27 protein-coding genes and 2 pseudogenes are annotated in these 23053 nt (G+C 64.8%); 21 read left to right on the top strand and 8 right to left on the bottom strand.

Going from position 1 to position 23053, the window contains the following annotated elements; genetic code table 11:
- The first annotated feature begins 71 nt into the window (after positions 1-71).
- Entirely contained in the window at positions 72-1043 is a 972-nt protein-coding gene (locus AC0IY0_RS16440; RefSeq protein ID WP_246692235.1) for a polyprenyl synthetase family protein, read from the top strand.
- Between the two features lie 490 nt (positions 1044-1533).
- Here the strand turns inward: AC0IY0_RS16440 and mmsB are convergent, their stop codons facing one another.
- The 3 genes and pseudogenes from mmsB to AC0IY0_RS16425 form a co-directional block, all read right to left on the bottom strand.
- Positions 1534-2763, bottom strand: coding sequence for a multiple monosaccharide ABC transporter permease (mmsB, locus tag AC0IY0_RS16435; RefSeq protein ID WP_419829513.1), 1230 nt, complete (start codon positions 2761-2763; stop codon positions 1534-1536).
- Positions 2760-4295, bottom strand: coding sequence for a multiple monosaccharide ABC transporter ATP-binding protein (gene mmsA, locus AC0IY0_RS16430; protein ID WP_471764653.1), 1536 nt, complete (start codon positions 4293-4295; stop codon positions 2760-2762). The genes mmsB and mmsA overlap by 4 nt, the downstream gene beginning before the upstream one ends.
- 99 nt (positions 4296-4394) lie before the next feature.
- Positions 4395-4757, bottom strand: a pseudogene (locus AC0IY0_RS16425) (sugar ABC transporter substrate-binding protein); the annotation flags it as partial.
- 126 nt (positions 4758-4883) lie between these two features.
- Here AC0IY0_RS16425 and AC0IY0_RS16420 point away from each other — a divergent pair.
- The 16 genes from AC0IY0_RS16420 to AC0IY0_RS16345 all read left to right on the top strand — a co-directional run bounded on the left by AC0IY0_RS16420 (position 4884) and on the right by AC0IY0_RS16345 (position 18264).
- Complete coding sequence (locus AC0IY0_RS16420; RefSeq protein WP_471764652.1) at positions 4884-6212, top strand: tyrosine-type recombinase/integrase; 1329 nt, start codon at positions 4884-4886, stop codon at positions 6210-6212.
- Positions 6209-6931, top strand: coding sequence for a hypothetical protein (locus AC0IY0_RS16415; RefSeq protein ID WP_471764651.1), 723 nt, complete (start codon positions 6209-6211; stop codon positions 6929-6931). Before AC0IY0_RS16420 ends, AC0IY0_RS16415 begins: the two co-directional genes overlap by 4 nt.
- Positions 6932-7032: 101 nt before the next feature.
- Positions 7033-7344: a hypothetical protein gene (locus tag AC0IY0_RS16410; protein WP_471764650.1), complete on the top strand. Its 312-nt coding sequence runs from the start codon at positions 7033-7035 to the stop codon at positions 7342-7344.
- Between the two features lie 210 nt (positions 7345-7554).
- The gene (locus AC0IY0_RS16405) at positions 7555-7986 is read left to right on the top strand and encodes a hypothetical protein (RefSeq protein WP_471764649.1); all 432 of its coding nucleotides are present in this window, start codon (positions 7555-7557) and stop codon (positions 7984-7986) included.
- Positions 7983-8966 carry a DUF7146 domain-containing protein gene (locus AC0IY0_RS16400; protein WP_471764648.1) on the top strand — a complete coding sequence of 328 codons (984 nt, stop codon included), beginning with the start codon at positions 7983-7985 and terminating at the stop codon, positions 8964-8966. Before AC0IY0_RS16405 ends, AC0IY0_RS16400 begins: the two co-directional genes overlap by 4 nt.
- Positions 8917-10173 (top strand): ATP-binding protein, encoded by a 1257-nt coding sequence (locus AC0IY0_RS16395; RefSeq protein ID WP_471764647.1) that lies wholly within the window; start codon positions 8917-8919, stop codon positions 10171-10173. The genes AC0IY0_RS16400 and AC0IY0_RS16395 overlap by 50 nt, the downstream gene beginning before the upstream one ends.
- 428 nt (positions 10174-10601) lie before the next feature.
- The gene (locus AC0IY0_RS16390) at positions 10602-10886 is read left to right on the top strand and encodes a hypothetical protein (protein WP_471764645.1); all 285 of its coding nucleotides are present in this window, start codon (positions 10602-10604) and stop codon (positions 10884-10886) included.
- Complete coding sequence (locus AC0IY0_RS16385) at positions 10883-12337, top strand: hypothetical protein (RefSeq protein ID WP_471764643.1); 1455 nt, start codon at positions 10883-10885, stop codon at positions 12335-12337. Before AC0IY0_RS16390 ends, AC0IY0_RS16385 begins: the two co-directional genes overlap by 4 nt.
- Before the next feature lie 2 nt (positions 12338-12339).
- Positions 12340-12849: a hypothetical protein gene (locus AC0IY0_RS16380; RefSeq protein ID WP_471764641.1), complete on the top strand. Its 510-nt coding sequence runs from the start codon at positions 12340-12342 to the stop codon at positions 12847-12849.
- A gap of 10 nt (positions 12850-12859) precedes the next feature.
- Complete coding sequence (locus tag AC0IY0_RS16375; RefSeq protein WP_471764640.1) at positions 12860-13138, top strand: hypothetical protein; 279 nt, start codon at positions 12860-12862, stop codon at positions 13136-13138.
- Between the two features lie 12 nt (positions 13139-13150).
- Complete coding sequence (locus tag AC0IY0_RS16370) at positions 13151-13543, top strand: hypothetical protein (protein WP_471764639.1); 393 nt, start codon at positions 13151-13153, stop codon at positions 13541-13543.
- Between the two features lie 3 nt (positions 13544-13546).
- Positions 13547-14215 carry a hypothetical protein gene (locus tag AC0IY0_RS16365; protein ID WP_471764638.1) on the top strand — a complete coding sequence of 223 codons (669 nt, stop codon included), beginning with the start codon at positions 13547-13549 and terminating at the stop codon, positions 14213-14215.
- A 210-nt stretch (positions 14216-14425) separates the two neighbouring features.
- The gene (locus tag AC0IY0_RS16360; protein WP_471764637.1) at positions 14426-15400 is read left to right on the top strand and encodes a hypothetical protein; all 975 of its coding nucleotides are present in this window, start codon (positions 14426-14428) and stop codon (positions 15398-15400) included.
- The gene (locus AC0IY0_RS16355) at positions 15390-15620 is read left to right on the top strand and encodes a hypothetical protein (protein WP_471764636.1); all 231 of its coding nucleotides are present in this window, start codon (positions 15390-15392) and stop codon (positions 15618-15620) included. The genes AC0IY0_RS16360 and AC0IY0_RS16355 overlap by 11 nt, the downstream gene beginning before the upstream one ends.
- 3 nt (positions 15621-15623) lie before the next feature.
- On the top strand, positions 15624-16073 hold the full coding sequence (locus AC0IY0_RS16350; RefSeq protein ID WP_471764635.1) for a hypothetical protein: 450 nt from the start codon (positions 15624-15626) through the stop codon (positions 16071-16073).
- 10 nt (positions 16074-16083) lie between these two features.
- Complete coding sequence (locus AC0IY0_RS16345; protein ID WP_471764634.1) at positions 16084-18264, top strand: hypothetical protein; 2181 nt, start codon at positions 16084-16086, stop codon at positions 18262-18264.
- Positions 18265-18300: 36 nt separating this feature from the next.
- On the opposite strand, the gene AC0IY0_RS16340 is transcribed toward AC0IY0_RS16345, so the two are convergent.
- The gene (locus tag AC0IY0_RS16340) at positions 18301-19032 is read right to left on the bottom strand and encodes a DUF4145 domain-containing protein (RefSeq protein ID WP_471764633.1); all 732 of its coding nucleotides are present in this window, start codon (positions 19030-19032) and stop codon (positions 18301-18303) included.
- Between AC0IY0_RS16340 and AC0IY0_RS16335 the strand changes: the two genes are divergently transcribed.
- Complete coding sequence (locus AC0IY0_RS16335) at positions 19031-19246, top strand: hypothetical protein (protein WP_471764632.1); 216 nt, start codon at positions 19031-19033, stop codon at positions 19244-19246. The genes AC0IY0_RS16340 and AC0IY0_RS16335 overlap by 2 nt on opposite strands.
- Before the next feature lie 43 nt (positions 19247-19289).
- Here the strand turns inward: AC0IY0_RS16335 and AC0IY0_RS16330 are convergent, their stop codons facing one another.
- Genes AC0IY0_RS16330 through AC0IY0_RS16320 form a run of 3 tightly spaced genes read right to left on the bottom strand, consistent with a single transcriptional unit; the run spans position 19290 to position 19899 of the window.
- Positions 19290-19565, bottom strand: coding sequence for a hypothetical protein (locus AC0IY0_RS16330; RefSeq protein WP_471764631.1), 276 nt, complete (start codon positions 19563-19565; stop codon positions 19290-19292).
- On the bottom strand, positions 19565-19732 hold the full coding sequence (locus tag AC0IY0_RS16325; protein WP_471764630.1) for a hypothetical protein: 168 nt from the start codon (positions 19730-19732) through the stop codon (positions 19565-19567). The genes AC0IY0_RS16330 and AC0IY0_RS16325 overlap by 1 nt, the downstream gene beginning before the upstream one ends.
- Complete coding sequence (locus AC0IY0_RS16320) at positions 19729-19899, bottom strand: hypothetical protein (protein WP_471764629.1); 171 nt, start codon at positions 19897-19899, stop codon at positions 19729-19731. Before AC0IY0_RS16320 ends, AC0IY0_RS16325 begins: the two co-directional genes overlap by 4 nt.
- A 118-nt stretch (positions 19900-20017) precedes the next feature.
- Between AC0IY0_RS16320 and AC0IY0_RS16315 the strand changes: the two genes are divergently transcribed.
- From AC0IY0_RS16315 to AC0IY0_RS16305, 3 genes are read left to right on the top strand one after another with little or no spacing between them, the layout of a single operon-like run.
- Positions 20018-20386 (top strand): hypothetical protein, encoded by a 369-nt coding sequence (locus tag AC0IY0_RS16315; protein ID WP_471764627.1) that lies wholly within the window; start codon positions 20018-20020, stop codon positions 20384-20386.
- Complete coding sequence (locus AC0IY0_RS16310; RefSeq protein WP_471764626.1) at positions 20383-20622, top strand: hypothetical protein; 240 nt, start codon at positions 20383-20385, stop codon at positions 20620-20622. Before AC0IY0_RS16315 ends, AC0IY0_RS16310 begins: the two co-directional genes overlap by 4 nt.
- Positions 20619-21113: a hypothetical protein gene (locus AC0IY0_RS16305; protein ID WP_471764624.1), complete on the top strand. Its 495-nt coding sequence runs from the start codon at positions 20619-20621 to the stop codon at positions 21111-21113. Before AC0IY0_RS16310 ends, AC0IY0_RS16305 begins: the two co-directional genes overlap by 4 nt.
- Before the next feature lie 1076 nt (positions 21114-22189).
- Here the strand turns inward: AC0IY0_RS16305 and AC0IY0_RS16300 are convergent.
- Positions 22190-22870, bottom strand: a pseudogene (locus AC0IY0_RS16300) (substrate-binding domain-containing protein); the annotation flags it as partial.
- Positions 22871-23053: the final 183 nt, after the last annotated feature.

Raw genomic sequence — 23053 nt, 5'->3', positions numbered from 1 at the left:
ATCTTGATTTCATCTCCGCGCAAAGCGACGCCCGATTGATTTCGCCAGGCCAAGACCGGACGCAGCGCCCGATGACCTCGATACCCTCAACGCAGGCTCAGACCGGTTCGGTCAAGACGGCCACTCCCGCCGCCGGGTTTTCCCACAGGCTGACGCAGGTCGCCGAGACGGTCGAGACCTTCCTGGTCGAGCGCCTCGGACCAGAGGTCGGCCCCGGCGAGATCGCCCGGCCGCCGCGCCTGATGGAGGCGATGCGGCACGCGGTGCTGGGCGGCGGCAAGCGCCTGCGCCCGTTCCTGGCCATCGAGACCGCCCGGATGCTCGGTGGCTCGGAGGCCGCAGCGCTCGCGGCCGGCGCCGGTGTCGAACTGGTGCATTGCTACAGCCTCGTGCACGACGACCTCCCGGCCATGGACGACGACGACATGCGCCGCGGCAAGCCGACGGTGCACAAGGCCTACGACGAGGCGACCGCCATCTTGGTGGGCGACGCGCTGCAGACGCTCGCCTTCGAGATCGTCGCCGACCCGACCTGGCAGCCGGACGCGCGAATCCGCGCCGACCTCGTGCTCGGGCTCGCCCGCGCCTCAGGCCTCGGCGGAATGGTCGGCGGCCAGCTCCTCGACCTCACCGCCGAAGGGCGGTTCGGCGCCGCCACCATGGACGTGGACGACACCCTGCGGATGCAGGCGATGAAGACCGGCGCAATCCTGGCCTTCTCGGTGGAAGCCGGCGCGATCGTCGGCGGGGCCGACGAGGGTCAGCGGGCGGCGCTGCTGCGCTATGGTCTGGCACTGGGCCAGGCGTTCCAGATTGCCGACGACATCCTCGACCGGGAAGCCTCGCCCGAGGCGATGGGCAAGGCCACCGGCAAGGACAAGGACGCCGGCAAGGCGACCCTGGTGGATCGCCTGGGCCTGGACGGCGCCCGGGCCGAGTGCGACCGCCTGGTCGGCGTCTGCGAGGATGCTGTGGCGCTCTGGGGCGAGGGCGCCCGGACCTTGCGGGACGCCGCCCGCTTCACGGTGGCGCGCAAGACCTGAACCGCTTCCCGCAAACCGGTGCTGCGCATGCGCTCGGCGCAGGGCCGGCCGGCTCGCGACAATTGAACGGATCGGTTTGACCGCCCGGCAAGGACGCGGACGCGACCGTCGGGCATGCCCGCCTACCCGTCGCTCTCCCGCATCCTGGCCGCCGGCTCGGGTCTCGGCGGCCTTGGCTATCTGATGACTCGCACGGACCCCTCCGTGGAGGGTGTCCTGACTGGCTTGTCGTGCCTCGTCCTGTGTGTCGGCTTCTCCGCGCTGCCGGCTCCGAAGAGGCCGACGCGGCGTACACCCGCGCCGCCGTTGCGTCCGCCGGTGCCCGAGCCGCGAACCATCGACCCGCTGTCGGGACCGCAGCCCCACCGGCTGCTCATGGCCCAGGTCGTGCAGCCCCCCGCCCCGCCAACCCAGCCGGAGCGCAGCGACGACCTGCAGCCTGGGCGGACGTCTTGAGCCCTTGCCGCCGGGGAGCAGCAGCCTTGTCGCGTCAGGCCCGGTTCTTCTTGTTGTAGACGTCGAGGCAGACAGCCGCGAGCAGCACGATACCCTTGATGACTTGCTGGTAGTCGATGCCGATCCCGAGGATCGACATGCCGTTGTTCATCACGCCGATGATGAACGCCCCGATGACGACCCCCGAAACCTTGCCGATGCCGCCCGCGGCCGAGGCGCCGCCGATGAAGCAGGCCGCGATCACGTCGAGCTCGAACCCGACGCCGGCCTTCGGGGTCGCGGTGTTGAGGCGCGCGGCGAAGATCATGCCGGCGAGCCCGGCGAGGGCACCCATGTTGGCGAAGGTCAGGAAAGTGAGCCGCTCGGTCTTGATGCCCGACAGGCGTGCGGCCTTGATGTTGCCGCCCAGCGCGTAGATGCGCCGCCCGATCGTCGTGCGGGTGGTGACGAAGCGGTAGATCATCACCAGCACGAACATGACCAGCAACACGTTCGGTAGGCCGCGATACGAACTCATCTGGTACGCGAAGGCCAGGATCACCGCGGTGATAATGCCGTTGCGGGCAATGAACGAGGCCAGGCTGTCCGGCGAGCTTCCGTGGCGGACCTGAACGGCGCGGCGCTGCCAGTTCATGCCGAGCAGGAGGAGCGCGAGCACGAGCCCCATCAGCATCGCGGTCCAGGGCCCGGCGAAGTTGACCAGGAAGCCTTTGGAAAGGAGCTGGAACACCTCCGGGAACGGCCCGATCGAGGCGCCCTGCAACAGCGCGAGCGTCAGGCCCCGGAACACCAGCATGCCGGCGAGGGTGACGATGAAGCTCGGGATCCCGAGATACGCCACGAACGCGCCCTGCAGGCCGCCGATGGCGGCGCCGACCGCGAGGCACACGATGGTCGCGGTGAACGGGTCGATGCCGTAATGCACCATGAGCAGGGCCGCCAGGGCGCCGACGAAGCCGACGATCGAGCCGATCGACAGGTCGATATGGCCGGCCACGATGACCAGCAGCATGCCCAGCGCCATCACGACGACGTAGCTGTTCTGCAGGATCAGGTTGGTCAGGTTGAGCGGCTGGAACAGCACGCCGTTCGTCGTGTACTCGAAGAACAGCGTGATCAGCAGCAGGGCGATCACCAGCCCGTAATCCCGGAACTGCGAGGTTCCCAGGAAGCCGCGCTTGGCGCGCGCATCGGCAGCGGGCTTGGCGTCCGGGACGGACTCGGGACCGGGGGGCATCGTCTTGGCCGCAGAGGTCTCGGTCATCCGTTCAGTTCCTTCGAGCGCATGATCGCGCGCATGATCGCCTCCTGGCTCGCCTCCGAGCGCTGGAACTCACCCACGAAACGCCCCTCGTTCATCACGTAGATGCGGTCGCACATGCCGAGTAGCTCAGGCATCTCGGACGAGATCATCAGCACGCCCTTGCCGCCCTCGGCCAGCTCGTTGATGATCGCGTAGATTTCGTACTTGGCGCCGACGTCGATGCCCCGAGTCGGCTCGTCCAGGATCAGCACCTTGGGGTGCGTGAACAGCCACTTGCTCAGCACGACCTTCTGCTGGTTGCCGCCGGACAGGTTTACGGTCTGCTGCGCGACTCCGAAGGAGCGGATGCGCATCTTCGCGCGATAGTCGGTGGCGACGCCGCGCTCCTTGTCCTCGTCGATCACCGCGGCCCTGGACACGCCCGGCAGGTTCGCCAGCGTGGTGTTCTTGGTGATGGTCTCGTCGAGCACGAGGCCGAGCTGCTTGCGGTCCTCGGTGACGTAGGCGATGCCCGCCGCGATCGCCTTGCCGATGGACGAGACGTCGGCGTCCCGGCCTTCGATCCGGACTTGGCCCGAGATGCCCTGGCCGTAGGCGCGGCCGAACAGGCTCATGGCGAGTTCGGTGCGGCCCGAGCCCATCAGGCCGGCGATCCCGACGATCTCGCCCTTGCGGACGGTGAGGCTGACGTTGCGCACCACCGCCCGGTCGGCGTGGACGGCGTGGTGCACCGTCCAGTTGCGCACCTCCAGCATCACGTCGCCGAGCCGCGGCTCGCGGGCCGGATACCGGTTCGCCATCTCGCGGCCGACCATGCCCCGGATGATTCGGTCCTCATCGACGGTGCCGTCACGGCAATTCAGCGTCTCGACCGTGGTGCCGTCGCGCAGAACCGTGATCCGGTCGGCGACCTTGGAGATCTCGTTGAGCTTGTGGGAGATCAGGATCGACGCGATACCCTGTTCCCGAAAGCTTACGAGCAGGCGCAGGAGCGCGTCACTGTCCTTTTCGCTCAGGCTCGCGGTCGGCTCATCGAGGATGAGCAGCTTCACCTTCTTCGAGAGCGCCTTGGCGATCTCCACGAGCTGCTGCTTGCCGACGCCGAGATGGGTGACCAGCGTTTCGGGGTTCTCCTCGAGCCCCACGGTCCTCAGGAGGCCGACCGCCCGGCTGAACATCCGGTCCCGGTCGATGATGCCGAACCGGGCCGGCTCGTTGCCGAGGAAGATGTTCTCGGCGATCGACAGGAACGGAACCAGCGCGAGTTCCTGGTGGATGATGACGATCCCGACGCGCTCGCTGTCCGAGATGTCCCGAAACGCGCTGAGGCGGCCCTCGTAATGGATCTCGCCCTCGTAGGTTCCGTGCGGGTAGACCCCGCTCAGGACCTTCATCAGCGTCGACTTTCCGGCGCCGTTTTCCCCGACCAGGGCATGGATCTCGGCCGGCCGGATCGTCAAGTTGACGTCGGAGAGCGCCTTGACGCCGGGAAATGTCTTCGTAATCCCTCGCATTTCGAGGACGGGCTGCATGCGACCAATTCCGGCTCGTCGTTCAGATGTCGGCAGCCGATGCCGGGGATGCCGGCATCGGCCAGGATCGATCGGGACCGGACCCCGGCCCCGCCGCGCTTATTTCAGCTGGTCGAGCGTGTAGTAGCCGGTTTCCACGAGGACCGGCTTCCAGTTGTCCTTGGTGACGACGACCGGCTTCAGCAGGAAGGACGGGACGATCTTCTTGCCGTTGTTGTAGGTCTTGGTGTCGTTCACCTCGGGCTGTTTGCCGTTCTCGATGGCGTCGATCATCGCCACAGTCACCTTGGCCAGCTCGCGCGTATCCTTGAACACGGTCGAGTATTGTTCGCCGGCGATGATGGACTTGACCGATTGCAGCTCGGCATCCTGGCCGCTGACCACCGGCATCTTCAGGCTGCCGGAGCCGTAGCCGACGCCTTTGAGCGACGAGATGATGCCGATCGAGATGCCATCGTAGGGAAAAATGTAGATCCACTAAGGTCCACTGCTTTCCTCTGCAGTTTATAACTTAGCTTGCTGTAATCCTCCCTTGTTCACGCAAGTCCACTCCTGCATATTGGACGGAAATTGGACAGGTTGTGGTCGATGACGAAGCGCGTCCGTGACACCATTCTGGATAGCCCGACTGCGCGAGCGAAACTGAAGCTGCAGTCGAAACCTTACTTCCGGGCCATCGATCGCGGGCTTCACCTCGGCTACCGCAAGGGCAAGACCGGAGGCACCTGGGTCGCCCGCCGCTACCTCGGGGACGAGCGGTACGCAGTCGAGGCGCTCGGCCGGGCCGACGATCGGCTGGCGGCGAACGGCACGACGATCCTGACTTTCCAGCAGGCGCAGGACCGGGCGCGCGGGCGGATCAAGGAGGTGGAAGAAGCGGAGCGGATCGCGGCACTCGGCCCGGCGATCAGCGTGCGCAGCGCCATCCTAGCTTACATTGAGGTATGCGAGGCCCGCGAGGCGAAGAATAGGAACGGACTCGCTCTGCGGCGGCAAACTCGCTCGCGGCTAACCAGGCATGTGCTTTCGAATGGGATCGCGGACAAAGCCCTACAGGCGCTCTCGGTCGATGACCTACAGACGTGGCGGTCGGGGGCTGGCACGGTGCTGAAGGACGGAAGCGTCCGCCGCATCACCAATGACTTCCGGGCGGCTTTGAACGCCGTCGTTCGGCGGCACGCAGCTCAACTGCCTGCAACGATCAGCATGACAATCCGCAACGGCCTGACGGCGGAGCCATCCTCCGCGCCCATCGCCCGTGAAGCTCAGATCCTGCCAGACGCCGATGTTCGCCGGATCGTCGCAGCCGCCGTTGAAATAGATGCCAACGGGGGATGGGACGGCGATCTCTATCGCCTTGTCCTTGTGTTGGCAGCGACCGGCCTTCGGTTCTCGCAGGTCACCCGGATGACCGTCGCGGACGTGCAGGTCGAGCAGAACCGGCTCATGGTACCTGTGAGCCGCAAGGGCACCGGTACCCGCCACACCTCCCACATCGGGGTCCGTGTCGCTCCCGACGTGATCGCCGCGCTGCGCCCGGCACTGGTTGGCCGTCGCGGGACAGAGACGCTGCTCATGCGCCCTCGGTGGCAACTGGTGACGGTAGGGAAGTTTGTGAAAACTGGCCGCGTCCTCTGGGCCAATGCCACGGAGATGCATGCCGCTTGGGCGACGATCCTGGACAGAGCCGAATTGCCCCGGGATTTCGTGCCCTACGCGCTCCGGCACAGCAGCATCGTTCGCGGCCTCCGGGCCAACCTACCGGTTCGCCTCGTCGCTGCGCTCCACGACACATCCACCGCGATGATCGAGGCGCACTACTCGGCCTACATCGTCACGGCTTTGGATGAGTTGGCAGCGCTTGCAGCAGTGTCATTGGTCACACCCGCACCGACGCAGCTTCGGAGCGTCGGATGAGCCGAAAGGTCTCCATTCCAACATGGGTGCCACTCGGGGCCAAGGCGATGCAGGACGTAGCGGGTCTGACCAACGATGTTGCCGTGCGGCTTTTGACCGACCCGCGAATGGAGCAGGCATGGAAAGATTTGCGGCGCGTACCTGAAGCAGCAGATATGCAGGAGCGGATTTCAAAGATCAGCGCAGGTCTTTCTCCTGACGCTTATGGAAGAGACATAGGCGCCTTAACACCATTTGACCGCCAGTCTGCAGCCCTATTTTACCAAGTCATGATTGAGGTTCATCAGCCTCAAAGGACGTATTGGACCAAGAGCGAAGCCGAAAAACTAGCGCAGCCTTTCTTGGATGCTGCTAGGCTGTGCAAAGAAGCGCCCACCTCTGACATCACGATCCAAGGACGAGACAATTTACTTGCGGCTCTTCGCCTTGTCGAAGAGTACTTCCAAGATCAAGGTCAGATGCGGCAAATGAATAGCAATCCGCGAGTCCTTGGTCGTCGCCTTCCGAACGTCTCTGATCAGAAGAGAGGGCATGCCCGGATGGTTGCGACGATGATCCGCGACCTCTTCAATCCGGACCCGGGCAACTTCCCTCATTCAGCAGTCGCTCGTTTTGTAGCTGTCAGCCTCGACCTCGACGACGAGATTGACGAGCTGAAAGAAAGCGTCCGCGATTGGTGCAAGAACCTGCCGCCGGAGCGGAGTGCCCCCAGTAACTGAGGGGGCTCCAATAAGAATTTTTGTTACTTCCGTTCCGGCGGGAGATTGGCGATGGCTAACTCAACTCCACCACGGCTTCCGTGGGTTTGCGGAGTTAGCCAATGCCTCGGACAAGTATTCGTCTTCAGACGGAGACCGCCGCCGCGTCGGTCGCCAGTCCAGCTCAGGTCATCCGGTCAGACGACACGCGGGCCCTGACCGTCTCTGAGTTCTGCGACCGCAATCAGATCGGCAAGAGTTCTTACTTCTATCTTCTGGCCATCGGCCGCGCGCCGAAAACAACCCGCATCGGACGGCGAGTCATCATCTTCCCGCAAGATGAAGCCGCTTGGCGCTTGAGCATCCAAGAGACCCCGCTGCCGGCTTCGCTCCGGCGCGCCGCTGAAGCTGCCACTCAGAAGGAGGCTGCGTAGCACCATGCCCCTGAAAACAGTTGAGGGACGGAGCGCCGGCCAGCGCTCACGTCCCTCGGATAGTGTCGCTCGCTCGACCGACACCTCCGATATAACACCCCGCCGTCATCCCGCCAACGCCCTGACCGCAGTCCTCGACCGTGAGGGCATGGTGATTGGTGTGCTTGCGAGCCGTGTGGAGGCCCGGGCTTTCCTGCGGGGAGGCTGCGCATGATCACGGCCGCCAGTCCCATCCACATTGCTACCATCAACGGCGTCGCGGTCCGCTTTTTCCGTGGGCCAGCGGATGGCCCCGACATGCCGTGGCATGCCCATGAAGAACTGTTGGCGGCGCTCGCGCTGCCACGCGACCTGCGCCGTGCCCTGAAAGCGGCGCTCCTGAAGAGCTGGAAGGAGTCCTGCCACACGGTCGAGGCCGATGGCGAACCGGTGCTGATCGCGCCGCACTTCGTCGCTCAGGGCCTGATCGGTATGGCCCAAGAGGTCGGGAAGGGCATCACCACGACGCCTGACCTCGTCGACCGCGAGTATGCCGGCGCTGGGGTTGCCGCGATGAATGCGCTCACGGCGCATATCCCGGCGGCTGGAGATCGGTTCACCTGGGCAATGCAGGCCTTCCACAATCAGGGAGGCTCGGCATGATGGACCTTCGCTCCGCAGCGCGCGCGCTCGGTGGCGAAGTGGTCGGCCGGGGCATCCTCTGCCCCGGCCCGTACCATAGCCGCCAGGACCGCTCCCTCAGCATCCTGTTCGACGCCTCGGCGCCGGGCGGGTTCACCCTGCACAGCCATGCCGGCGACGACTTCGGGGCCTGCCGGGACTTCGTTCGCGATCGGCTTGGGCTTCAAAGTGTTCACAAGGTGGACACTTTCAATTCTCCCGGCGCCGGGAGAAACCGTTCGCCGGCGAACGGATCTGAATTGGGCGGCGCCTCCCGAATTGTTCCGGCGCCGGAACAGGGTGAGGGGGGTGGTGAAACACCATCCCCTACCGCTTCCGACCGCTCGGCGCTCGCCCTGCGGATCTGGCGCGAAGCCCGGCAGCCGGCTGAGTCACCAGTCGCCCGCTACCTCGCTCGTCGCGGCCTCGACCTCGTCAACGATGTCCACGAGGTTTTGCGGTTTCATCCGGGCTGTCCCTTCGCGGGGAACCGGACCCGGGCGATGGTCGCGCTGGTGCGGAACATCGTCACCAACGAGCCACAGGCGGTCCACCGTACGGCGCTGAGCCTCGACGGCCAGAAGGTCGAGGTGAACGGCAAGGATCGCCTCGCCCTCGGGCCGATTGGCGGCGGCGCCGTAAAACTCACGCCCGACGAAGAGGTGACCACCTGCCTCGGGATCGGCGAGGGGATCGAGACGACGCTCTCGCTTCGGTGCGTCCCAGAATTCGGCGCCTCACCTGTGTGGTCAGTCCTGAACGCGGGCGGGATCGCCAGCTTCCCGGCGCTGCCCGGTATCGAATGCCTCTGGATCGCGGTGGACGACGATCCGGCCGGGCATGCCTCGTCCGAACTGTGTGCCGATCGGTGGCGCCGCGCCGGGCGGGAGGTGTTCCTCGTCCGCTCGACCGTTGCCGGCGCCGACCTCAACGACATCGCCATGGAGGTCCGGCATGGCTGAGCCAGCCTATACCATCGAGCGCCTGCGCCCGCGGACTGAGCGACAGGAGGGCGGTGCCTCCCGAGCCACTTCGGCTATCAGCATCCGCTGGCACGGCGACGCGGACCCGAATGCCGACCGGGCCTGGCTCGTGCGGGACCTCGTCTTCGAGACCGGCAAGGGACTGCTGGCGGGCCAGTGGGGCGGGGGCAAGACCTTCGGGGCCCTCGACCTCAGCGCGTCCGTGATGACCGGCAGCCCCTTCGCGGGGAAGCGGGTGATGCGGCAAGGCGGTGTCCTGTTCATCGCGCCGGAAGGATCCTTCGAGATCCCGATCCGGTTGCGGGGCATCGTTCAAGGCAAGCTCGGGCCGGACGCACCGGACCGGCTGCCGTTCGCCTGGATCGAGGAGTGCCCGCGCCTGCTCGACGCCGACGCCGTGCCGCAGCTCGTCACCGTGGCTAAGATGGCTGCCGAGCACCTGTTGGAGGCGTTCGACCTGCCGCTGGCCCTGATCGTGATCGACACCGTCGCGGCCGGCGCCGGCTTCATGGACGAGAACTCAGCCGCCGAGACGCAGCGGGTGATGAACGCCATGGAAGCGCTGAGCCACCAGACCGGCGCTTTCGTGTTGGGCGTCGATCACTTCGGCAAGGCGGTCGAGACCGGCACCCGTGGCTCATCAGCCAAGGAAGCCGCCGCCGACGTGGTGTTGGCGATGCTCGCCAGTCGGGACGAGGCCGGCACGATCAGCAACACTCGCATGGCAATCCGGAAGGTGCGGGGAGGGCGGTGCGGCTACGAGATCCCCTACGCACTGGAGGTGATCACCGTCGGTGAGACTTACGACCGTGAGCCAATCACAACGTGCATCGTGAACTGGCAGACGGATCGGATCTCAGCCGCAGCGACGGCGGTCGCCAAAGAGCGCTGGCCCACGTCCCTCAAGGTCTTTCGGCAGGCCCTGACCACCGCCTTGGACGAACATGGCATCCGAGCATGGCCCTTCGGCAAGGAGGGTGCCGAGGTGCGTGCGGTGGCCCTTCAATCGGTGAAGCTGGGGTTCAGCACGATCTACCCTGCGGATGGCGACGACGAAGCCAAGCGGGCGGAAGCGAAGCGCAAGGCCTTCAAGCGCGCGGTGGAAACCTGTCTGAACCGAAGCCTCATCGGGTCGGTGGCCCTCAACGGTGTGGATCACCTCTGGCTTCAGCCGGACACGGACTAACCGGACATCCGAGACCGGACAGACAGGACACTCCCTAGTGTCCTTGTCCTGTCCGTCCGGAAACGGACAGCGGACATCCGGGACATTTGTCCGTTTTGTCCGGTTTGTCCGGTCGGTTGAAGGGGAGGGGGGTGGTTCGGAGATTAGGGGCGCGAGATCAGGTCAAAATCGCGGATTTAAGCTGCCGAGATCGAAGCATTGCCGTCTCATGGCAAACAAACACTTCAGTGGATCGCAGTGAACCGTTACGCACCAATGACTTAGCGATCGATCTACACTATCTTACCCAACCAATGTCCAATAAGGCACGTGGTTCGGTGGCAGATAGTCCCCACATCGCAGCACTTTCGCCGGCACATCGCAGCCGGGTCACGAACGGCTCATCGCTGCTGACGATCGCAGACGGCCGCTCGGCTTGGGCGCGTCGCATGCGTGACCTCATGGCCCTGCACCTCTCAGACCTCGGCGGTGACGCAGCGGTGTCCGCGGCGGAGAGGAGCTTGGTTCGCCGGATCGCCACGTTGACCGTCGAGCTGGAGCGGATGGAGGAGCGGTTCGCCAGTGATGGCGAGGCCAACGCCGATGCCCTCGACCTCTACTCGCGGACTTCAGGCAACCTGCGCCGACTCCTGGAGGCCATCGGCCTGCAGCGCCGCCCCCGGGACGTGACGCCTGACCTACGCGACTACATCGACGCGAGGCCGGCAGCATGAACCTGCTCAAGGCCATGTCCGACCCGAAGCTGTTCGGGCCTTGGTTCAAGGACGCCGAGACCTGGTCGGCCTGGAGGAGCTTCGTGGGCGCCCTGTTCGGGCTGCCGCTGTCCGAGGCCGAGGCGACCACCTACCAGGCCTGTACGGGCCGCTCTGAGGCTCCTGAGGCCGCTTCCACCGAAGCCTGGCTCATCTGCGGGCGCCGCGCCGGCAAGAGCTTCGTGCTGGCCCTGATCGCCGTCTATCTGGCCTGCTTCCGGGACTATCGCCAGTACCTCGCCCCGGGTGAGCGGGCGACCATCCTGATCATCGCCACGGACCGTCGGCAGGCTCGGACCATCTTCCGGTACATCCGCGGCCTGCTGACCGAAGTGCCGATGCTAGCCCGCATGATCGAGCGGGAGACGGCGGACGAGTTCGACCTCACCAACCGCGTCACCATCGAGGTCGGGACCTCCTCCTACCGCGCCGTCCGCGGTCGGACCCTAGCAGCTGCCCTGTGCGACGAGCTGGCGTTCTGGCCCTCCGACACCTCTGCCAGCCCCGACTACGAGATCCTGGACGCCCTGCGCCCGGCGATGGCGACGATCCCCAACGGGATGATGCTGTGCGCCAGCAGCCCCTACGCGCGGCGTGGCGCCCTCTACGATGCCTTCCAGCGCTACCACGGTCGGGACGACGCACCCGCGCTGGTATGGCGTGCCGCGACCCGCACCATGAACCCCAGCGTGCCGCAGCGGCTGATCGACGAGGCCTTGGAGCGAGACCTGCCCAGCGCGTCGGCGGAGTACCTGGCCGAGTTCCGATCCGACGTTGAGAGCTTCATCACCCGCGAGGTGGTCGAGGCCGCGATCCCGCGTGGTGTTGTCGAGCGGGCGCCCCTGTCGAAGGTCTCCTACTATGCGTTCGCGGATCCGAGCGGCGGCGCATCGGACTCTATGACGATGGCGATCGTCCACCGTGAAGATGACCGCATCGTTCTAGACGCCGTCCGCGAGCGCAAGGCCCCGTTCAGCCCTGAGGCGGTGGTCGCGGAGTTCTCGGACCTGCTGAAGCGCTACCGCCTGACCAAGCTTGTCGGCGACCGGTACGCGGGCGAGTGGCCCAAGGAGGCGTTCCAGCGCCACGGCATCAGCTATCTGCCGGCCGAGAAGCCCAAGAGCGCGCTCTACCTCGACCTGCTGCCGAAGCTGAACAGCGGCGAAGTCGATCTCCTCGATGTGCCCCTGCTGGTGACGCAGCTCATCACCCTGGAGCGCCGCACGGCCCGCGGCGGCCGGGACAGCATCGACCATGCTCCCGGCGCCCACGACGACCTCGCGAATGCGGTGGCCGGCGCGGTGGTCGGCATCGGCAGCAAGGCCAAGCCGCTCGTCGTCACCCCCGAGATCGCAGCGGCGTTCGGATCCCCCGGATCGCGCGGCCGCCTTCGCTACGGGAGCACGATCTGATCATGGCGATCACCTCGAAGCTCACGAAGAAGACCGGCCCGCTCGACCCGTTCGCCAAGGCTCTGGTTCGCGAGCTGAGCAAGCGTGTGGTCATCGGCATTCCTGGCGACAGCATGCACGCTGCCGAGAAGGGCGAGGCGCCGATCAGCAACGCTGTGCTGGGCTACCGCTTCGAGCACGGCGACCCTGAAACAAACTTGCCCGCCCGCCCGCACCTCGTGCCGGGCGTCGAGTCGATCCTCGACCAGGCCCACGCCCGATACCAGGCCGGGTTGAAGGCGGCCTTCCTCGGCGACCTCGCGGCTCCCGAGAAGGCTCTGCACGCAATCGGCATTCTCGCGGTCAACGCCGTCCAGGCTCAGATCACGGAGGGCGCCTTCGCGCCTCTCGCCGAGCGCACGATCAAGGGGCGGCTCCGGCGCGGCCGGACAGGCACCAAGCCATTGCTGGATACCGGACAATATCGCCGGTCGTTCCAGTACGTCGTCACGAGCCGCAATATTCGAGAGTGAAAGACTGACTATGGGTTATCGCGTCTGCCTCTACTCAGCACAGTCCCTGATTATCGACGGCCGTCCCTGCCGGCGCTGGCCTGCCGCTGCTTACACCGGCGTCGCCAACGACCAGCGATACTTCGCCATCGTCCAGCCGGGGAACCTCATGTCGCCCGCCTGGGCCCCGGCCGCGCAGGTGACCGGCAACCCGGCCGATGGCGGTGTGGTCGAGCTGTACCCTGTCACCGAGAAGCCGAGCGATGTGCCGGCCTCGAACTTCGTCCCGTGGACCCCGCCAAGCAACTGAGGAGATCTACCAATGAACGTTGAGACCATGGAACGCCTTCTGGAGTTCTGCATCGGCAAGATCCCTGACGAGGACATGCTGGCGCTCCACGATATGCTAGCGAAGGGCGTGCCGGCGAAGGAGATGGCGGCCGATGCGGCCATCAAGGGTCGGCAGATCCTGGCGATGGACTGCCAGGCCCGTGGCTACAGCGTCGTGAACAAGCGCGGCCTGATGTCGATTGCCGCTGATCGTGACGCCATCGTTGCGCTGACGCCCGACATGTTCCGGCTCAGCGACGGCAGTGCAGTCGGTGCCGTGCCGCCCGGCAAGGTGATCCACTCCAAGCAGCCGAGCCGGCCGATGACGGCCAGCGAGCGTGCCGCCGCCAGCAAGGCGTTCCCCAATATGTTCAAGGGGGACTGAGCGATGGCGAAACCAGCACTCACCCTGATCTCGCCGGCACGCTCGCCCGCGCGGCAGCGTCTGGCCGACGCGATAGCCGAGCGCGACCGCCGGGCCGCGCTGGTCCAAGCCAAGCGCGCCGAGGTCAAGGTTCTAGAGGAACGGCGCTGGTCGATCTGGAGCCGGCGCGACACGCTGGAGGGCGATCTTCGCCGTGCTGAGGGCGGCATGAGCGAGGTCGCGCGCCGGGAAGCCCTCCTGCGTGGCGAAGTCGGCGATCAAGGTATGGCCGAGACGGTTCGTGCCGAACTGGCCGAAGTGAACGCCGAGCTTGTCCAGTCGCGGAAGGCCGAAGCCGCGCTGCTGGACGATATCCAGTTGCTCGACACGCCGTGCATGATGGCGCGGATGGATGTCGATGAGGCGATCGCGGCCGTGTTGCAGGCCGATCCAGCCCGCGCCGCCTTGCTGGACGAGCTTCAGCAGCTGCAGCCCCGGGTGACGATGCTCCGGCGGGCGGCCAACGCCACCTTCGGGCTCTCGGATCCCGGCGACGGCTATTCGCCGGGCAGCACCAATGCGCTGCCGTGCCCCTGGCAGGCCGCTCGCGACCGGCTCGCCTCCGATCCGGATGCCCGCCTGCCCATGCCGGAGGATGTGTTTGCCGAACCGCCCCCGCGGTCGGCTGCCTGAATGCAGTGCGATCACCGGGATCTCCCGCAGGGCGAGGGAACCGGCCGCGCAGCGAGTGCGGGGTGAGCTTCACCCGCACGGCGCCCAGCCGCTGAGTGGCGCTCTCCAAATAACCGGCGGCAGACGGGACGAGCAGCCGATGTTCGATCCCGCGCCCAACACAGCCTCCGGCGCGCACGCCGTGCCGGGGGCACCTCCTGGGAAAGCGAGATGTCTGAGCAGTACCTGCGCAACATGTCCGTCGAGATCGAAGGCGGCGCGACTTGGACCTACCGTGGCGACGAGAACGGCGGGCAGGGCCTGCGCATGACGTTCGAGATCACCATGGCGGACACCTCGACGCCGAACGTGGCGCGGATCGGCATCTTCAATCTGGCGGACAAGAGCACCCATCCGGCCTTCTTCAGGGGCAAGACCGTGACGGTGTCGGCCGGGTACGTGACCGGTCAGTCCTACGTGCTGTTCAAGGGCGAGATCCAGCAAGCCCGCAACCTCCGCGCCGATGTCACTGACAAGGTTCTGGCGATCCTGGCAACCGATAAGAGCGGCCCGCGCAACTTCGCCGTCGTGAACAAGACCTTGTCTGCCGGTCACACCTACTATGATCGCGCCATGGTCTGCGCGGATGCCATGAAGGAACTCGGCGCCGGCATTGGCTACATCGATAAGGACGCGCTGTCCAAGACCAAGTTCTCCCGAGGCTGCGCGCTGCATGGTGGGGCCAAGACCCATCTGCGCGAGATCGCTTTTGCGACGGGGACCTCGTGGTCAATCCAGCAGGGCAAGCTACAGATCCTCGGCAACAAGAATGCACTGCCTGGCGGTGACATCGTCCTGAACAGCAAGACGGGCCTGGTTGGCTTGCCGATGCAGACGGTCAACGGCATCGAGGGCGTCTGCCTGCTGAATGGCGAGATCTATCCGGGGCGCGTCGTCCAGATCGATCAGAAATCTATCCAGGCGGCTGAGTACGATCCGAGTATTACGGGCGAGCCGAACAACAGGCTTTTGGATCTCTACGGCATCGCGGCCGATGGAAGGTACAAGGTCATCTACAACGGCCACATCGGGGACACCCGAGGTGAACCGTCCTTCACCAACTTCATCTGCGTGAAGCTGAGCGCCGGGTCAGTCCCCTACGCCATGGCCGCCAGAGGGATCGGATACCCAACCAATGGACAGTGAGAGCCAAGACTACCTTGAGCCGCGCTCTTTCGACGGCGCCATGAAGGGCGTTCGGGTCGGCCTCGGTCACTACGGCATCGAGGCCGATGACGAGATCTGCACACAGGTTGCCGTGTCGGTGCTGACCGCCTTCGTGGTCACGGGTGGCCTTGAGCCCGAAAGCCTTGAGCGGCTGCGCGGCCTGGTCCTGCGCGCTGCAACCGCACAGTTGGAGAGCTAGACCATGGCGCCCGAGTTCGAGATTGCCGGACACCGGTACCGCTTCGACGGCATGAAGGCCCAGACGGAGACCCGGATCCAGCGCCGGTTCGCCCCGCTGATCGCCGAGGCGCTGCCACTTGTGCTGGCTGCTGGCTCGCGGCTGGCACTGCGGCCGAACATCGACATGATCAAGATCTCTCAAGCCGTATTCGGCGCTTGGGGCAAGCTCTCCGACGACGACACGGACATCATCGAGCGCGCGAGCCTGGGGACCTTGTCCCGTGAGGTCGGCGGCGAGTGGCACCAGGTCTGGCCCAAGGGCGATCCGGAACCTGCCTTCCCCGACATCGATGGCGCCGTGATGCAGCTCCTGATGGGCAGCGCCCTCGGCTTCACGGTCAAGCGGTGGATCGAAGGAGGCGGCGACCTGGTGCCGGCCGAGATCCGCACCGCCATGAACAAGCTACACTGAGGGGACGACCATGGCCGACAACTGGCTCTCATCCTTCGCGGTCGCCCTCGGGTTCGAGGTCAACACCGCCCAGCTCAACACCGCCAAGAAGTCGATCGCTGACTACGAGGCTGCGGTGAAATCCGCCGAGAAGCGGATCGAGGACGCCCGCTGGGCGGGTGCGAAGACCGAGCAGGACATCGCCAAGCTGACGATGGAGACGAACCTCAAGGAGGCACGGGCTGCACTCGCTGCCGCCGAGCAGAAGGAGAAGGCCGAGCAGGAGGCCGCCCGGAAGCGGGACGCCCGGCACAAGGATTTCATGGCCGGCATGTCGAAGCTGGCGCTGGCAGCGACCGCCATGGCGACCGCGGTGGGCTACGCCACGAGCCGGGTGGCGCAGTCGTTCGACCACCTCGGCTTCGTGTCTCAGCGGACCGGAGGCTCGATCCAGGGACTCAACTCACTGGCCTACGCGTTCAAGCAGGTCGGTGGCACGTCGCAGCAGGCCATCGGCGCGGTCGAGAGCTTTTCCAAGGCCATCCGCGAGAACCAGGGCGTGAAGTCCTACGTCCAGAGCCTGGGCGTGGACATGACCAAGCCCGCCGAGGAACAGCTTCTGGACTTCGCGGACAAAGCGAACTCAGGACAGTACGATGTCGATTTCCGCAAGGCTGGTATCGCCGGCATAAGCGAAGAGGATTTCAAGCTCCTCACGCAGTACTCTGCCAAGATCAAGGAATTCCGCGCGGAGTACAACGCCACCACCAAGGCGCTCGGGATCGACTCGGCCAAGTCGGCTGAAGCCTCGATGGCGTTCCAGCGGACCATGACGCGCCTACAGGCAACGATTTCCGCGCTCAGCGACAAGCTCATGGTGAGCCTGGCGCCAGCGCTTGAGAAGATCCTGAAAGGCTTCAACGACTGGATCGCGGCCAACCCCGGCAAGGTGGACGAGATCCTGACCGGCATCTCCAACGCGGCGATCTGGCTGGCGACGAAGCTCGGCGACCTGCTGAAGCTGTTCACCGGCTCGAACGGCGACGAGTTCATGAAGAAGTGGGAGGCGTTCGGCGACCGCATGCGGCAGTTTGCCGACAACGTGGACCGCATAGCCAGCGGGATCGAGAAGATCGCCCGCTTCCTGTCGTGGTCGTCGGGCACCAACACCGTGCTGGGGAACGGGCAGCGCACCGCCCAAATCCTCGACGCGATGCGAACCGGGCAGCCCATTCCGCCGGGCGTCGTGGCCACGCCGGGTGCGAGCGCTGGGCCGGTGCAGGACAAGCGCAACTGGTACGAGCGGCACGCCCCGACGATCCTCGGTGGCAAGCCGGACCCGAATGCGCCTGCGGACGCCCGTGGCGGCCTTCGCGCCCGTGCAGCACGTGCGATGCGCGGAGACCAGTCTGGGGGCGTGGCGGCCAATCCTGGCGCCTACAAGGACGTGCTGGATCACATCGCCCGATCCGAGGGCACGGCGAAGGCCCCTGGCGGCGGCTACAACACGTCGTTGGCGAACGGCCTGCTCCTACCCGGTGGCAAGGAGCAGGATCTGACGAAGCTGACCCTCGACCAAATCGACGCCTTACAGACGGGGATGCTCAACCATCCGTCCAATCGCTGGAACAGCAGTGCCATCGGCCGCTACCAGGTCGTGCGGACGACGCTCCGGGCACAAAGGGAAAAGCTCGGCCTGAAGGGTTCGGACCTGTACGACGAGAAGCTACAGGATCGTGTCGGTGCCAATCTCGCCCGTCAGCGTGGCGCCGATCCTACGGGCCTCAAGAACGAGTGGGCGTCGCTCGTTGGCGCTAAAAATGCGACCGCTGTTGAGCTGATGCGCAAGGTTGACCCGAAGGCATCCACGATGCCGGCGGATCGGCGGCCGATCGAACTCAAGGCGCCAAAGATCGAGGTGAAGGGCGCGGACGGCTCGACCGCTGCACCGCAGATCCATATCCCTGGTGTGCCTCGGATGATGCAGATGCCGGACTTCGACGCGATGAAGGCGATGACGCCCCTGCCGCCCGGCGCCAACTCGGTGGTGAACAACGGGGGTGCCACCAGCAAGTCGGTGAACCAGACGTTCAATCAGAACACCACGATCAACGGGGCCGAGAACCCCCGGCATGCCGCCCGCATCATGGAGAGCGCGTTCGGCAACATGCACAGCCTCGCGCTGCAGAACGCGCAGTCGGCGACGGTGTAGACCTGATGCCCACCTCAGCTGGACGACTCAGAGGTCTCAAGCATCAGCGGATACGTCTTTCCAACCAGGGAGGATGGACTCCGGTGGCTTGCCTCGACGGGTTGCAACCGCGGTCGGCAGAGTTATTACGTAACGGAGAACAGAGTCCGCGAAGTTGCGGGCATCCTCCATGTCGCCCTCCGAAACTGGTGTTTCATCATGAATAGCGTCGTTGCGGACGATGCGAACTTGATGCGCCCAATCTCCGATCTCTGAGGGTAGCAGGCCATCTTCGACAAGCTTTTTAATGCGCTTGTCGAGCATTCCAACAATGCCTGGGAAGCGCCATTTCAAACCGGTTTCAAGCGCCTTGCCGTACATTGCCGACGCCGCTGAGGGATTATGCAGACGATAGTTTTGCTCTGCTTGCCTAAAATCTTCTGCGACGTTCTCGGGAAGACTATCTGGTATACGGTACGGCGATGTGGCAGGATGCGTTTCCTCCAAGGTCAGATCAAGAGGCGAAATGCCAGTCTCATCTCTGACTAAGCGATCACGGATGTGCGTCAAATTTTGATGCATTGCATTCGGGTCATTCATTCGAAGGACGAAGCCAACAGGACGGTTGCATTCCGAACAATAAGCCGAGGCAGACAACCGAAGCTCTTCGGCCGATCGGTTCGGCATCATCTTTCGAGAGTTTGTCACCGGCCATTCAAAGGCATGAGTGACTCTCATCCCAAGCTGTTGGGTCCCGCAATGTGGACAGTCGGCACGGATAATCGCCATGTCTGAAAATATCTCGGTGACTGAAGCCATGCGCAAGGCAGAAGGGCGCATCCGGGATGCCAGAAGGTCTAGTAACCCCGGTGAGCGCTTAAATGCCCTGATGACCGCATATTGGCACACCGCGCCGATTGATCGTGATGCCTTTGTGGCCGCGCTAGCGGGGAATTTGGCATTCGCGCCCGTTCGGCCCGCGTCGTCTAACCAGACGCTGTAACCGCTCCGCCTTCAGCGCCGCTTCCACGAGGCGGCGGATGGGGTCAGTGACGAAGCTTCGGGGAAGCGCCGGCGAACGAAGCGATACCATCCGCCTCGACCATAGCCATGAAAGCCCGGTAGGCGTCTTCCTCAGTCGCGAAGCGCTCCTGCCATTGCGTGGTTCCGTGCGACATATGAAAGACCTCCAGCCGCCAGGGATCCTGAGTGCCTGCGAACCGGTAGATCTCTACGTCGATCGTCTCACCGTCGCGGGTGAACGGGCCAGATAGCGACGAGTGCTCATAATCGCAGTCATCGTCCTGTGAGAACGCAGCCATCAGTTCGGTCGCGCTCTTCCCAGCACTGTGATGAGGCCGCCGGAGAGCAGTGAGATGAACAGGATCACGAGGCCGGCTTTCTGATAGCCCGCATCGTGGAGGAGCCGGATCGACGCCACCGTCACGACCATGACGCCCAAACCTACCGCCAGGGGCTCCGGCCTCATTTTAGGTAGCCCTTCGCCTTCAGGTGCTCGGTGAGGAGCTTCTCCATGAAGCTGGACATCGACCGCGTGTCGTCCTTGGCGGCCTTCTCAGCAGCCGCTTTCACCTCAGGCGGCAACCGGAGGGACACCGGCAGGGACTTGGGGGTGTCGACAGGTGGGCGGCCCATGGCGTCCATTAAATGTAGTTGACATGCTGTCTGACTACATTTAATCACAAAGGCAGGCCGAGCGGAAGCGGTAACTTCCTCCCGGCCCTGACCCTGCAACGTCTGGGATCTCCGTCACATGGCTATCCACCACCCTACACCGCCCTTCGGCGGCGGTGAACGCCCCCGCTTGCCTTCACCACAGGTAGGACCGGTTACACAGGCCCTAAGGGCTTGCCGTCCCGTTGATCCAGCTGACCTGGCCATCGCCGACATCCAGATCGGTCTGGCGAGCTTCTTCGCCGATGCCGACCGTCAGCGAGTTCGTGAGCTGCGACGCCAGATCGCCGACCGGATCGAGGCGGACTTGGCCCTGCTCGATGCGCTCGCTGGCGATGCCGACCTCGAAGACAGTCATGACGCCGAGGACCTGACCGACGACAACGGCATCGCCGACCTCGCCGCGATCGGTGAGCAGGGCTTCCCGGGCTACGGGGGCTGCTTATGAGCCAGCGCGATCATCGCCGAGATAACCTGGCCAACCTCATCTCCGACATGGAGAGCGACGTAGCCGATCTGCTACGCTGGGCGACCGTGGTCTATGACCTCGGTTCCTCCGACAACTGCGACCGTGAGGGCGTGCAGGTTGTCGGCTCCGCCATGGAGGCGGTGGCGAAGCGGGTCAAAGAAGATTGGAACGCGGCATTCGTCATGTCGCGCGGCTTGCGGGAGGTGTCGCGATGACCCCCTCCACCCGTCGCGCCGCGCTCGGTGCCATCCTCGTCGCCCCGCTCGCAGGTGGGGCCGTCATGGCCCTGCCTTCAGGATCCGGAGGCCTGCCGGACCACGAGGCCCGGTTCCTGACCCTTGTGCCGATGCTGCTGCCGAAGCTGGTCGAGTATGACCGGCTCTGGGCCGAAGCGACCCGGCTCTACACCGTTGCCGAGGCAGCGCATCCACGTCCGGATCCGCGGATCTTCGACATGGCCGCACAGAAGGAAGCTCACCAACGGATCGAAGTCAGTCCGGAATGGCAGGCCTATCTCATGGCCCGTGAGCCAGCCGATGCCCTCGACAATCAGGTCGATGAAATCGTCTCGCCCTTCATGGATCTGCCGATGGTGAGCCTTCCGGCGATGCTGCTCAAGCATCGGATCGGGATGACGCTCGGCCAGTACGAGAACGACGCTCTGAGGGACATCAGCCGGCTGGCGAAGGAGGTGCTATGCGCGTGATCTACGCCTTCCTCGCGGTCCGGATGCTCCGGCTCGCCCGCTTCGATCTCGCCCGATCTGACATGCTGTACCGGGACGGGGATGCAGCGTTCGCTCGATCCCGGGAGCGAGTGCGACGAGCCGAGGCTCTAGCCGCTCGGGCGGACCTGCCGTCGATGGCCTCGATGCGGCGAGGGTGAGCAACTGACAGGTTGTCGGTTGCTGGCAAAGCCAAACGTAATGGCCCGGTTGGCCACACCAGCGGGTGCAGATGCCAACTTGGCGCCTGCAACGGATGCACTCGCAAAGTCTGCGCTTGCATCGGTTCAAGTGGCAAACTCTGCCACTTGCTCGACCGAGGAGTCGCCACGTTGGCGAAAGCTCGGTGAGCTTAGGGGGTAGCAATTCGCGATCCCCTTGCATCCACGCCCGCCGGGCCGCCACCGTCGAAGTGAAACCGTCGGCGGACGTGGAAGGTCGAGAGGGGGCCCCGACGAAGACACGATAGCGCTGAGAGGTTGACGTTGAGTTGCTGGCCTCCAGGCAGCATCCACGCCCGCCCCTCTGCGCTTTGAGGGGTACTTCGGGACGGGCGTGGAAGGTCGGCTGGAGAGTCGACAGTCGAAAATACGGCCATCTGGTCCACTCGTCGACAACCTATGACCGGCACCCTGCAAACAATGGGACGTTGTGGATGGCCTAGCGGAACAATGGCAGTCCTAAGCCAAGTATGCAGAGGCCAACGAGGAAGAGGATACCGCTCGCAACCTCAAAGATAATCTTCAGCCGTTCGGACACCAACGAGGCCCCCGCGAAGGCTGTACCGGCTACCAAACAGACCAAACTCAACACGACCAACGCAACGCCTCTCCATTGGGATGGATAGGCAATCTACGGTGGGCAAGGTCGGCAAGTTTCAATCGCTAGGTGCGGGGTTGGTATCGCTCCCTGGCAGACGCCGCTCGCGCATCCCGTGCGGGCAGGGCATTCCACCTCAGTCCACATGGGCTTATTGGACAGCGCTTGGACGGGCGGGGGCTGCAGCTAGGCTAAGTTGTTGCAAACAAACGATCGGCAGGGCTCACTTTCATGTGCCTCATGCCATCGTAGGGCGACAGGACCGCATCGAGCTTGGCACTGCCGTAATAGGCCGAGAGCAGGTTATCCATGCGTGCCTGGGCGGTGGCCGGATCCCAGCGCAGGGTCGAGACCTTGTCCATTCCGGCCTGGCCAGAGCGCACGACCAGTTTCTTCGCGTCGATATACGGCTTCAGCACCGACAGCGCGCCGTCGTAGAAGAAGTAGGCGTTGTTGTCGTCCGGCGAGCCGCCGAACAGCTCGATGTTGAACGGGCCCTTGCCGTCCTTCAGCCCGAGCGCGTCGACAATCGAGTTGGCCTGCTGCACGCCAACCTGGAAGTTGTCGAACGTGGCGTAGAAATCGACGTTCGGGGTTCCCTTGATCAAGCGGTCGTACGCGATGACCTTGACGCCGGCATCCTTGGCTTTCGACAGCACGTCACTGAGCGTCGTGCCGTCGATCGACGCGATCACGAGGACTTTTGCCCCTTTGGTGAGCATGTTCTCGATCTGGGCGAGCTGATTCGGGATGTCGTCGTCGGCGTATTGCAGGTCCGGCTTGTAGCCCTTGGCGGACAGCTGCTTCACGATGTTGTTGCCGTCGTCGATCCAGCGCTGAGACGACTTGGTCGGCATGGCGACACCGATCAGGTCGCCGCCGGCGGCGAGCGCCTCCGGCACGGCGATGCCGGCCAGCATCGTGGCAGCGAGCGCGAGCCTCAAGAATGACTGCTTGGTGATCATCAAGTCCCCCCGGTCGTATTGTCGTCCCGCGCGCCGGATCGGCGCACGCCGCGTTGAGCGAATGCTTATGGGATGGCCCGCCCCTCACCGAACCGTTGGTGGCATGCTGCTGCCTTGGAGAAATGGAGGGATCGGGAA

It is taken from the genome of Methylobacterium sp. AC315 (assembly GCF_979253755.1).
This window is presented reverse-complemented; position numbering and strand designations above follow the sequence as displayed.